Here is an 11341-nt window from a genome sequence, read left to right as displayed (position 1 = left end):
GCGGGAGAAGGTGGCGCGAAGCGCCGGATGAGGGGTATGTCTCCGCGAATTCCAGCGTGAGAGGTGCGCGCGGAGAGAGACCCCTCACCCGTCTCGCCGCAAACACGGCGAGCCACCCTCTCCCACAAGGGGAGAGGGGAAGAATGCGCGTCCTCTCCGCGATGTCCTACGCCGCTGACGTCAGCCGTTGCAGGAATTGCGTCACCTCGCGCCGGAGCGTCTCGACCTCGCCATGGACGCGTTCGGAGGCGCTGTTGACGCGGCTTGCCACGCGGCCGGTGTCGGCGGCGGCTTCGCTGATGCCGGTGACGTTGGAGGACATTTGCGAGGTGCCGGCCGAGGCTTCCTGGACGTTGCGGGCGATCTCGCGGGTGGCGAGACCTTGCTGCTCGATCGAGGTCGCGATCGAGGCGGTGATGCCGTTGATCTCGGTGATGGTCTGCGCGATCGCCTCGACGGCGGCGACCGAATTGGTGGTCGATTGCTGCATCTCGCCGACCTTGGCGCTGATTTCCTCGGTCGCCTTCGCGGTCTGGTTGGCGAGGCTCTTGACCTCGGATGCGACCACGGCGAAGCCGCGACCGGCTTCGCCTGCCCGCGCGGCCTCGATGGTGGCGTTGAGCGCCAAGAGATTGGTCTGCTCGGCGATCGCGCTGATCAGCTTGACCACGTCGCCGATCCGCATCGCCGCATCCGCAAGCGTGCGGATCTCGCTGCCGGCACGATTGGCTTCGTTCACCGCCCGCCCCGTGCTCGTGGTCGAGCCGGCCACCTGGCGGCTGATCTCGGCGATCGACGCTGCGAGTTGCTCCGCGGCGCTGGCGACGGTGGCGACGTTGCGCGAGGCCTGATCGGACGCACTGAGCACGCCGGAGGTCTGCCGGCTGGTCTTCTCGGCCGCCGCCGCCATCTGGCCGGCGTCGGATTCGAGATCGGTCGCCGCGCCCATCAGCGTGCCGGCGACCTGGTCGAGATGCGTGCCGAACTGCTTTGCGAGGTCCGCGATCTCGACCACGCGACGGCCGAGGCTGTCGGTGCCGGAATTGATGACGGTGGCTGAACGGCGGAACGAGCCGGGTAATCCGCGCGCGAGGATCTTGCGGAAATATTTGCCGCGGCTCGCATAGTCCATCGACGCCGAGGCTTCCCGCAAATACGCATCGGTGATGTCGAGCATGTCGTTGACCGACTTCTGAATGGCGCCGATCCGTCCGGCCTGGCGGATGCTGAGGATGCGCGCCTCGAGGTCGCCACGTGCCGCCTTGCGGCACACGTCTGCCACCTCGTCGACGGCCACCGCCGTGCGGTGCTGGCACCAGACGGCATAGGCGAGCAGCACGACCGTCGCGCCAAGCAACGCCGCACCGGAAATTCCGGTCGCACCGGCGAGCGAGAGCACGAACGCAACGACGGCAAGAACGGATGCGAGCGCGGTCGCTCCCTGCGCCTTAGAGAGAGAGCACAAATTCATCGTAACCGACACCCTGTTGCTTGAGCAGCCCGACCATCGCCTCGAAGCTCGCATGCATGCCGTCCTTGGCATTGGCATGCCGCGCCTCTTCCGCGCACAGCGCCTTGTAGATCGGCTTGATACGCTCGATCTGCGCAGGATCGGGTTTGCGACGGTTGGAGTGATAGCCGACGATATTGCCACGCTCGTCGAATGTCGGCGTGACGTGGGCGAACACCCAGTAATGGCTGCCGTCCTTCGCGAGGTTGACGACGTAGGCGAAGATTTCCTGCCTGGACTGAAGCGTGTCCCACAGCAGCTTGAAGACGGAGCGTGGCATCTCGGGGTGGCGGATCAGGCTGTGGGGCGCGCCCATCAGCTCCTGCCAGGAGTACTTCGCCATGCGGATGAAGACATCGTTGGCGTAGGTGATGCGGCCCTTGAGATCGGTCTTCGACACGATCAGCTCCTCCTCACCGAGGAGATTTTCCACGCCGGTCGACCGTATCGCACGCGTCATCGTCGACGAATCCTCACGAAGGGCGAACGCCCCACATGAGTGGAGCTCGCATCCTCCCAAGGGATTACGGCAGAAGATGTTAATCAGGTGTGACCGCGGGAACCCCCGTGATCACGTGACGGCTCCGTATCATTACTTAGGAGCGTCGCTTGCCGTGCAGGGTTACCGCCGACGCGCAACGAGGGGACTACATCGTCGCGCCCAGCACCCAGGGCGCGAACTCGGCGCCGCCGAAATCAAAACTCTCGCTCTTGGTCGGCTGGCCCGACGCGGTCTTGAGGATGAGATCGAAAATACGCTGGCCGCACTGCTGGACGCTCTCCTCGCCCTCGAGGATGGTGCCGCAATTGACGTCCATGTCCTCTTCCATGCGCTTGTACATGGGCGTGTTGGTGGCGAGCTTGATCGAGGGCGCCGGCTTGCAGCCGAACACGCTGCCGCGGCCCGTGGTGAAGCAGACCAGATTGGCGCCGCCGGCGACCTGCCCGGTCGCGGCGACGGGATCGTAGCCAGGCGTGTCCATGAACACGAAACCCTTCTTGGTGATGGGTTCGGCGTAGCGCAGCACCTCGACGAGGTTGGTAGTGCCGGCCTTCGCCATCGCGCCGAGCGATTTCTCCAAAATGGTGGTGAGACCGCCGGCCTTGTTGCCCGGGCTGGGATTGGCGTTCATCTCGGCGCCTTCGCGCGTCGTGTATTCGTCCCACCAGCGCATGAGATCGACCAGCTTCTCGCCGACTTCGCGGCTGACGGCGCGGCGCGTGAGCAGATGCTCGGCGCCATAGGTCTCCGGCGTCTCCGACAGGATCACGGTGCCGCCGTGACGTACGATGAGATCGCTGGCCGCGCCGAGCGCCGGGTTGGCGGAGACACCGGAATAGCCATCCGAACCGCCGCATTGCAGCGCCACGGTCAATTCGCTCACCGGAACGGACTCGCGCTTGACCTTGTTGGACTCCGCAAGCGCCTCGCGCACGAAGGCGATGCCCGCCTCCACCGTCTTGCGAGTGCCGCCGACCTCCTGGATATCCATCGCGCGCAGACGTCCGGCGAGCTTCTGCTCTTCCATCAAGCCGCCGATCTGGTTCACCTCGCAGCCGAGGCCGAGCACGATCACATGAGAGAAGTTCACGTGCCGCGCATAGCCACCGAGCGTGCGGCGGAGCAGCGCCAGGGGCTCGTTCTGCGTCATGCCGCAGCCGGTCTTGTGGGTCAGCGCAACCACGCCGTCGACATTGGGGAAGTCGGCCAGCGGATTGTCGCCGGTGAACGGATTCTTCTTGAAGACGTCGGCGACGAGGCTTGCGACATGCGCGCTGCAATTCACCGAGGTGAGGATGCCGATATAGTTGCGCGTGGCGACGCGGCCGTCCGGGCGGCGGATGCCTTGGAAACTCGCCGGCAGATCGAAATTCGGCGTCGGCTTGACGTCGGCGCAATAGGCATAGTCCTTGGCGAAATCGCCCATGCCGCAGTTCTGCACGTGCACGTGCTGGCCCGGCGCGATCGGCGTGGTCGCAAAGCCGATGATCTGGCCGTAGCGTATCACCGGCTCCCCGACTGCGATCGGCTTGATCGCGACCTTGTGGCCGGAGGGAATGCGCTCGACCGTGGTCACGCCGTCGGCCACCGATGTTCCCGGCGGCAGGCTCGCGCGCGCGATCAGCACGCCATCATCGGGATGCAGGCGAATGACGGGGCTGACGGTCATGGGAGGTCTCCTTGGTCTTCTTTCTTCACCTCTCCCCGTTCTTACGGGGAGAGGTCGGATCGCGCCCGGCGATGCATCGTCCGGGGCGATCCGGGTGAGGGGCAAGCGGCGCGCTCGATCGTTGGATCAGTCGTGTTGAGAGAGCCCCTCACCCTAACCCTCTCCCCGTAAGAACGGGGAGAGGGAAAAGGGAAGAGATCAGGCCTTGCCGCCGGAATCCTTCCGGGTGGCATTGACCTGCATCTTGGCGTAGGTCGTCATCAGGCCGACCTCGTTCGAGAGCGTCACCAGCTTGAAGCCCATGTTGATGGCGCGTGCGGCGCCTTCGGCGCCGCTGCAATGGATGCCGGGGTTGAGGCCGCGCTTGCCGCACTCCTTGATGATCTTCTCGTAGATCGCCAGGATTTCGGGCTCGGTGCGATCGAGCTTCGGCTCGAGGCCGTAGGAGAAGCCGAGATCGGACGGGCCGATATAGACGCCGTCGATGCCTTCGACGTCGAAGATCGCTTCCATGTTCTCGACCGCGGTTTTGGTCTCCATCATCGGCAGCAGCACGATGTCGTCGTTGGCCGTCTTCTGGTAGGAGCCCGCGGTGCCGTACATGCCGGCGCGGATCGGGCCGTTGGAGCGGACGCCCTTCGGCGGGTACTTGGCATAGGAGACGAGATTCCTGGCTTCCTGCGGCGTGTTGACCATCGGGCAGATCACGCCATAGGCACCGCCATCGAGCACCTTGCCGATGATGCCGGGCTCGTTCCAGGGCACGCGGACCATCGGCGTGATCGGATGCTTGTCCATCGCCTGGAAGCACTGCACCATCGACAGATAATCCTGCACGCCGTGCTGCATGTCGACGGTGACGCTGTCGAAGCCGCATTGCGCGATCATCTCGGCCGAGAAGCCGGAGGGAATCGCGAGCCACGCGTTGACCACGGCCTTGCCCGACTTCCAGATTTCCTTGACCTTGTTCGCCACGTTGCCTTCCTTCTTTGTTGTTTGGACCGTGTTATTTGGACCGTGTTATTTGGACCGTGTGATTTGGACTATCGTCACCATGACGAGCGTCGCGACAGCACAACCGCTGTTACCGCGAACTGGCGCGTCGCGCTACGCTCGCAATGACGCAAGACCTATGCGGTCGCCCTCTGGATGCTGACTTCGCTGACGCCGACCTCGCGGGCGGTATTCACTATTGCCGCCCAGGTGTCATCCGGCAAGGGGATGCCGTTTTGGGTCCGCTCAGCCCGGGTTTTCCGCTCGGGATCGCCGGGGATCAGCACCTGGTCGACCCCGGCCGCGGGCTTGGTGGCACGGATGAAGTCGGCATAGCGCGACACCTCTGCGTCGAAGACATGGGAGGTATCGACCACCTTCGGATCGACGTAGAAGGCCAGCATGCCGTTGGCGAAGCGCCGACCGCCGGACGTGGCCCCGGTTCCGGTCAACGCGCCGCCGAGCAGCTCGCACATGAAGGCAAGGCCCGAGCCCTTGTGCTCGCCGAACGCACGGATCGCGCCCGTCCCCTTGGTGTGATCGCGCGGCCCATCCGGCGTGTAGGGGCCGTAGAGCACGGCCGGCTCCTCGCTCAGGCTGCCGTCGGCATCGACCAGCGCGTCCTTCGGCAACTTCTTGCCGCCGCGGCTTGCGACCAGCACCTTGCCCTCAGCCACGACCGAGGTTGCAAAGTCCAGCACGATCGGATCCTGGCCCTCGCGCGGAATGCCGACGCAATAGGGTGCGGTGGAGAGCCGTTTCTCCACGCCGCCGAACGGCGCCACCAGCAACGAGCCTGCGGCATTGACGAAATGAACCGAGATCAGTCCTTCGGCGGCGGCCATCTCGGCCCAATCGCCGACCCGGCCGATATGGCCGGCATTGCGCAGCGCGACTGCGGCAAGTCCCGCCTTCCTGCACTTCTCGATGCCGATCCGGACCGCTTGCGGCGTCACGGTCTGGCCGTAGCCGAACTTGCCGTCGATCACCGCGAGCGAAGGCGTGTCGAGCACCAATTCGGCGTTCTGGTTGGGCACGACCGCGCCGGACTTCTGCCAGCGAATATAGACGGGGACGCGGATCACGCCGTGGCTGTCATGGCCGGTCAGATTCGCCGTGGTTAGATAAGTGGCGATGCGCCGGGCTTCGTCGGGCGACGATTGCGCATGCGCGAAGACCTCAGTGACGAAGTCGATCAGCTTCTGAACCTGGATGGTGACCATGAGGGTCTGTTTGCCTCTACCTCGGCGCCGATTTTGCAGTCATCGGCTTAAGCGGCACTTGAGCGAAAAAGCACGTCAATGTCCATTGCTGTCGCTACGCGCTCGCGCATATCTGCTTTCACTCCTCGGCACTTGCTTCCTCGCCCGCGCCGAGCCCTGCGAGACTCTGTTCGAGCTCGCCGAGCATCTCCTGCAACTCGGCGAGCTTGCGTGCGCCAAAGCGTCGCGTGATCTCCGCATAGATCGCTTCGGAGGACGGCGCCACGGAGGCCATCAGCTTCACGCCCTTTTCCGAGATCGAGACCATGCTGCGGCGCTGGTCCGCCTTCGCGGTCTTGCGCTCGATCAAATTGCGCGCCTCCAGATCACGCAGGATGCGCGACAGGCTCGGTCCGAGCAGGAACGCGGTGCGCGCCAGTTCCGTGACCTCGACCGTGTCGATCGCAGCGAGCGCGCGCAGAATGCGCCATTGCTGCTCGGTCAGGCCATGCTCGCGCAACGAGGGACGGAATTGCCGCATCACCGCTTCGCGTGCCCGCAGCAACGACATCGGTAGCGAGCGCGAGAAGTCGCGCATCGGCACCTGCCGGACGGCGGGCTCGCTTCCGTTCGCAGGATCAGCCGGTCTCTTCACCATGACGCCCCTTCAAGCCGCGAAACGTTTGCAGTGCAGCAAGCCAATTTGCGATTGACGCATTCACTTAACATGTTAAGTATCTTCCCGCACCACGATTTGTAAGATCACAAATGGCGCTTTCCAACGACGATATCCGAGCTTGCGCGAGCCGTCTGCACCAGGCGGAGAAGACCCGTACGCAGATCCGGCAGCTCTCGCAGGACTTTCCCGACATCAGCATCGCTGACGCCTACGCGATTCAGAAGGCCTGGGTCGACGTCAAGATCGCCGAGGGGCGCATCGTCAGGGGACACAAGATCGGCCTGACCTCGAAGGCGATGCAGAGCGCGCTTGGCATCAACGAGCCGGATTCCGGCGTGTTGCTCGACGACATGTTCTTTGCCGATGGTGGCCTCGTCCCGACCGAGCGCTTCATCGGGACGCGCGTGGAAGCCGAGCTCGCCTTCGTCATGAGCAAGCGCCTCGCGGGGCCCGACTGCACGTTGTTCGACGTGCTCAACGCCACCGACTTCGTGGTTCCGGCGCTGGAGATTCTGGACACTCGGATCGAGCGCGTCGATCCCCGGACCAAGGCGACGCGAAAGATCTTCGATACCATTGCCGATAACGCGGCCAATGCCGGCATCGTGCTCGGCGGACGGCCGATCCGCCCGCTGGAGGCTGATTTGCGCTGGATCGGCGCGCTGTGTTTCAAGAACGGCCAGCTCGAAGAGACCGGCCTTGCCGCCGGCGTGCTCAATCATCCCGCCACGGCCGTTGCCTGGCTCGCCAACAAGATCGCACCGCTCGGGCTTGCGCTCGAGCCCGGACAAATCGTGCTCGCCGGCTCCTTCATCCGTCCGATCGAGACCCGCAAGGGCGACACAATTCAAGCCGATTATGGCGCCTACGGCTCGGTCAGCTGCTACTTCGCCTAGACGAACAAGAAAACAGGGAGTGAAACCGCGATGCCGCATTTCACGATCGAATATTCGGCCAATCTCGACGACCGCCTCGACATCGGTGCGGCGTGTGAGGTGGTGCGCAAGGCCGCGGTCGAGACCGGCATCTTCCCGCTCGGCGGCATCCGCGTCCGCGCCGTCAGATGCGAGCGTTATGCGATCGCGGACGCGCGGCAAGACTACGGCTTTCTCGACATGGTGCTGCGCATCGGCGAAGGCCGCGATCTGCCAACCCGCAAGAAAGCCGGCGAGCATGTCTTCCAGGCGCTCTCCCAGCATCTCGATCCCGTCTTCGCAAGCTCGAAATTCGCGCTCTCGTTCGACATGCAGATCAACGACAAGGACACGAGCTGGAAGCGCAACAACATTCACGACGCCCTGAAAGCGGAGGCCGCCCATGGATAAGCCCACGCCGAAAGCCGATGTGTTCCAGGCCAATCGCGACCGCATCGCACCGCTGCTGAAGTCGCTGCGTGCCGACGGTATCGGCCACATGATCGACGGCAAGATCGTGCCCTCGATCTCGGGCGAGACCTTCGAGACCAAGTCGCCGGTCGACGGCGCGATACTCGCAAGCGTCGCCCGCGGCAATGCCGAGGATGTCGATCGCGCCGCCACCGCTGCTGCGCTGGCCTTCAAATCCTGGCGCGACATGGGCCCAGTGATGCGGAAGAAGCTGCTGCACCGCGTCGCCGATGCCATCGAGGACAATGCCGAGGACATCGCGGTGCTCGAATGCATCGACACCGGCCAGGCCTATCGCTTCATGGCCAAGGCCGCGATTCGCGCCGCAGAGAATTTCCGCTTCTTTGCCGATCGATGCGGAGAGGCGCGCGACGGCCAGAACACGCCGAGCGACGAGCATTGGAACGTCTCGACGCGCGTGCCGATCGGCCCGGTCGGCGTGATCACGCCCTGGAATACGCCGTTCATGCTTTCGACCTGGAAGATCGCCCCTGCCCTCGCCGCCGGCTGCACCGTCGTGCACAAGCCGGCGGAATGGTCGCCGGTCACGGCCGCAATTCTGGCAAAGCTCGTCAAGGAAGCCGGCGTTCCCGACGGCGTGCTCAACACCGTCCACGGCTTTGGCGAAGAGGCCGGCAAGGCATTGACCGAGCATCCCGCCATCAAGGCGATCGGCTTTGTCGGCGAAAGTTCGACGGGCTCCGCGATCATGGTTCAGGGCGCGCCCACCTTGAAGCGCGTGCATTTCGAGCTCGGCGGCAAGAACCCGGTGATCGTGTTCGACGACGCCGATCTCGACCGCGCACTCGATGCCGTCGTGTTCATGATCTACTCGCTCAATGGCGAGCGCTGCACGTCGTCGAGCCGCCTGCTGATCCAGGCCGGCATCGCCGAAAAGTTCATCGAGAAGCTGACCGCGCGGGTAAGAGCCCTGAAGGTTGGTCATCCCCTCGATCCCGCCACCGAGATCGGACCGCTGATCCACGAGCGGCATCTGGCGAAGGTGTGCTCCTATTTCGACGTCGCACGCCAGGACGGCGCGACCATCGCGGTCGGCGGCAAGGCCTATGACGGCCCGGGCGGCGGACATTATGTCGAGCCGACGCTGGTGACCGGCGCACATGGCAAGATGCGCGTGGCGCAGGAGGAGGTGTTCGGCCCCTTCCTCACCGTGCTGCCCTTCAAGGACGAAGCAGACGCGATCGAGATCGCCAACGACATCCGCTATGGCCTGACCGGCTATGTCTGGACCAACGATGTCGGCCGCGCGCTGCGTGTCGCGGATGCGCTGGAGGCCGGCATGATCTGGCTGAACTCGGAAAACGTCCGCCATCTGCCGACGCCGTTCGGCGGCATGAAGGCCTCAGGCATCGGCCGCGACGGCGGCGATTACTCGTTCGATTTCTACATGGAAACCAAGCACGTCTCGCTGGCGCGGGGCACGCACAAGATTCAGAAGTTGGGAATCTAACGCTCACGTTCCTCGACGCGCGGAGCGCGGACGGGGAATGGCGGGGTCTGGAGAGGGGAAACGCAATGCCCGTACCGCAACATATCTTCGAGCCGCCGTTCAACATCATCCGCTCCAGCCACGCCGTGCTGGACGTGACCGATCTGAAGCTCAGCCGCGAGTTCTATGAAAGCGTTGTCGGCCTGCATGTCGAGGACGCCGACGACAAGGTCGTCTATTTGCGCGCCGCCGAGGAGCATCAGCATCACTCGCTGGTGTTGCGCAAGGCGGCGGCGCCTGCCTGCAACCGCCTCGGCTTCAAGGTCGGCAATGACGGGGATCTGGACAAGGCTGCAAAGTTTCTGTCCGAGAACGGCCTGGGCTACGCTTTCGTCGATCAGCCGTTCCAGGGCCGCACGCTGCAATTCACCGACCCCTTCGGCTTCCAGATCGAGCTGTATGCGTCGATGGACCGGCGGCCGCACCTGCTGCGCCGCTATGACCTCTACAGGGGTTGCCATCCGCAGCGGCTCGACCATTTCAACGTGTTCGCCGCCGAGGTGCAGGACACCGTCGAATTCTATGCCCGGCTCGGCTTTCGCCTCACCGAATACGCCGAAGAGGACGGACCGAACGGGCGCATTGCGGCTGCCTGGATGCATCGCAAGGGCAATGTCCACGATTTCGCCATCACCAACGGCAAGGGCCCGCGGCTGCACCACTTCGCGTACTGGACGCCGACGGCGATGAACATCATCCATCTCTGCGACGTGATGGCCTCGCAAGGGTTCGTGAAGAACATCGAGCGTGGCCCCGGCCGCCACGGCATCTCGAATGCGTTCTTCCTCTACGTCCGCGACCCCGACGGACACCGGCTCGAGCTCTACACCAGCGACTATTTCACCGGCGATCACGACCACGAGCCGCTGCGCTGGTCGTTGCGCGATCCGCGCCGCCAGACATTGTGGGGCGCGCCCGCCCCGCGCTCCTGGTTCGAGCAGGGCTCGCCGTTCTCCGGGCAAGCCGTGCGCGAGCCGAAGTTCGTGGCCGACGTGCTGGTGGCGGATTGAGCAATGAACCTCCCTCGCATCGCCACCTATTCCGTCAAGGGTACCATCAGCTACGGCGCCGTCGTTGACGGCGGCATTGTCGATCTCTCCGCGCGCCACGCAAAGGACTATCCGACGCTGCGCGAGGTGATCGCGGCGGGAAAGCTCGCGAGCCTCGCCGAAGAGGCTGCCGGCCGCACGCCCGATCACGCGCTCGGTGACGTCATCTGGCTGCCGCCGGTGCCCGCGCCGGAAAAGATCATCTGCATCGGCGTCAACTACCCCGACCGCAATGCCGAGTACAAGGACGGCCAGGACGCGCCAAAATATCCGAGCATGTTCATGCGCTCGCCGCGCTCCTTCGTCGGCCACGACACGCCGCTGGTGCGCCCGCGCGCCTCAGCGCAGCTCGACTATGAGGGCGAGATCGTGCTGGTGATCGGCAAGGCTGGGCGGCACATTGCGGAAAGTTCGGCGCTCGACCACATTGCCGCGCTGACGCTCTGCAACGAAGGCTCGGTGCGCGACTGGCTGCGCCATGCCAAGTTCAACGTCACGCAGGGCAAGAACTTCGATTCCAGCGGCAGTCTCGGCCCGTGGCTGGTGCCCTACACGCAGGAATCGCAGATCGCCGACATTCGCCTCACCACGCATGTCAACGGCGAGCTGCGGCAGGACGACCGCACCAGCCGATTGATGTTCCCGTTCCGCTATCTCATCAGCTATATCTCGACCTTCGCGACGCTCGTTCCCGGCGACGTCATCGTCACGGGCACGCCAACCGGCGCCGGTGCGCGGTTCGACCCGCCGCGTTATCTGAAGCCCGGCGATGTTATCGAAGTCGCGGCCGAGGGCATCGGATCTTTACGCAACGGCGTCGTCGACGAAGCCTGAACAATAAT

Annotated in this window: 11 protein-coding genes; 5 read left to right on the top strand and 6 right to left on the bottom strand. The window is 64.4% G+C overall.

The features are described 5' to 3' along the window. Positions 1-166: 166 nt before the first annotated feature. The 6 genes from AC0L3U_RS09075 to hpaR all read right to left on the bottom strand — a co-directional run bounded on the left by AC0L3U_RS09075 (position 167) and on the right by hpaR (position 6534). The gene (locus AC0L3U_RS09075; protein WP_473361490.1) at positions 167-1471 is read right to left on the bottom strand and encodes a methyl-accepting chemotaxis protein; all 1305 of its coding nucleotides are present in this window, start codon (positions 1469-1471) and stop codon (positions 167-169) included. Then, complete coding sequence (locus AC0L3U_RS09070; RefSeq protein WP_473361489.1) at positions 1449-1970, bottom strand: PAS domain-containing protein; 522 nt, start codon at positions 1968-1970, stop codon at positions 1449-1451. Before AC0L3U_RS09070 ends, AC0L3U_RS09075 begins: the two co-directional genes overlap by 23 nt. Positions 1971-2157: 187 nt before the next feature. Beyond that, positions 2158-3681: a UxaA family hydrolase gene (locus tag AC0L3U_RS09065; protein ID WP_473361488.1), complete on the bottom strand. Its 1524-nt coding sequence runs from the start codon at positions 3679-3681 to the stop codon at positions 2158-2160. A 198-nt stretch (positions 3682-3879) separates the two neighbouring features. Next, entirely contained in the window at positions 3880-4656 is a 777-nt protein-coding gene (locus AC0L3U_RS09060) for an HpcH/HpaI aldolase family protein (RefSeq protein ID WP_018456947.1), read from the bottom strand. Between the two features lie 155 nt (positions 4657-4811). Next, a complete protein-coding gene (locus tag AC0L3U_RS09055) occupies positions 4812-5897 on the bottom strand; it encodes a malate/lactate/ureidoglycolate dehydrogenase (protein ID WP_473361487.1) in 1086 nt (361 codons plus the stop codon). Between the two features lie 118 nt (positions 5898-6015). Beyond that, positions 6016-6534, bottom strand: a complete 519-nt coding sequence (gene hpaR / locus AC0L3U_RS09050; RefSeq protein ID WP_473361486.1) for a homoprotocatechuate degradation operon regulator HpaR — start codon at positions 6532-6534, stop codon at positions 6016-6018. 110 nt (positions 6535-6644) lie between these two features. On the opposite strand from hpaR, the gene hpaH reads away from it, so the two are divergent. From hpaH to AC0L3U_RS09025, 5 genes are all read left to right on the top strand, one after another. Then, positions 6645-7451, top strand: a complete 807-nt coding sequence (gene hpaH, locus AC0L3U_RS09045) for a 2-oxo-hept-4-ene-1,7-dioate hydratase (protein WP_473361485.1) — start codon at positions 6645-6647, stop codon at positions 7449-7451. 30 nt (positions 7452-7481) lie between these two features. Continuing rightward, positions 7482-7880: a 5-carboxymethyl-2-hydroxymuconate isomerase gene (locus tag AC0L3U_RS09040; RefSeq protein ID WP_473361484.1), complete on the top strand. Its 399-nt coding sequence runs from the start codon at positions 7482-7484 to the stop codon at positions 7878-7880. Then, positions 7873-9411, top strand: coding sequence for a 5-carboxymethyl-2-hydroxymuconate semialdehyde dehydrogenase (gene hpaE, locus AC0L3U_RS09035; protein WP_473361483.1), 1539 nt, complete (start codon positions 7873-7875; stop codon positions 9409-9411). The genes AC0L3U_RS09040 and hpaE overlap by 8 nt, the downstream gene beginning before the upstream one ends. Positions 9412-9476: 65 nt before the next feature. Next, complete coding sequence (hpaD, locus tag AC0L3U_RS09030; protein WP_354056375.1) at positions 9477-10460, top strand: 3,4-dihydroxyphenylacetate 2,3-dioxygenase; 984 nt, start codon at positions 9477-9479, stop codon at positions 10458-10460. Positions 10461-10463: 3 nt separating this feature from the next. Further along, on the top strand, positions 10464-11333 hold the full coding sequence (locus AC0L3U_RS09025; RefSeq protein WP_473361482.1) for a fumarylacetoacetate hydrolase family protein: 870 nt from the start codon (positions 10464-10466) through the stop codon (positions 11331-11333). Positions 11334-11341 lie beyond the last annotated feature (8 nt).

It is taken from the genome of Bradyrhizobium sp. Kon69, assembly GCF_055807515.1.
This window is presented reverse-complemented; position numbering and strand designations above follow the sequence as displayed.

Bases quoted from the DNA above. Each gene is read 5' to 3' on its own strand.
- AC0L3U_RS09075 (WP_473361490.1), bottom strand. From the start codon at position 1,471: ATGAATTTGTGCTCTCTCTCTAAGGCGCAGGGAGCGACCGCGCTCGCA.
- AC0L3U_RS09070 (WP_473361489.1), bottom strand. From the start codon at position 1,970: ATGACGCGTGCGATACGGTCGACCGGCGTGGAAAATCTCCTCGGTGAG.
- AC0L3U_RS09065 (WP_473361488.1), bottom strand. From the start codon at position 3,681: ATGACCGTCAGCCCCGTCATTCGCCTGCATCCCGATGATGGCGTGCTG.
- AC0L3U_RS09055 (WP_473361487.1), bottom strand. From the start codon at position 5,897: ATGGTCACCATCCAGGTTCAGAAGCTGATCGACTTCGTCACTGAGGTC.
- hpaR (WP_473361486.1), bottom strand. From the start codon at position 6,534: ATGGTGAAGAGACCGGCTGATCCTGCGAACGGAAGCGAGCCCGCCGTC.
- hpaH (WP_473361485.1), top strand. From the start codon at position 6,645: ATGGCGCTTTCCAACGACGATATCCGAGCTTGCGCGAGCCGTCTGCAC.
- AC0L3U_RS09040 (WP_473361484.1), top strand. From the start codon at position 7,482: ATGCCGCATTTCACGATCGAATATTCGGCCAATCTCGACGACCGCCTC.
- hpaE (WP_473361483.1), top strand. From the start codon at position 7,873: ATGGATAAGCCCACGCCGAAAGCCGATGTGTTCCAGGCCAATCGCGAC.
- hpaD (WP_354056375.1), top strand. From the start codon at position 9,477: ATGCCCGTACCGCAACATATCTTCGAGCCGCCGTTCAACATCATCCGC.
- AC0L3U_RS09025 (WP_473361482.1), top strand. From the start codon at position 10,464: ATGAACCTCCCTCGCATCGCCACCTATTCCGTCAAGGGTACCATCAGC.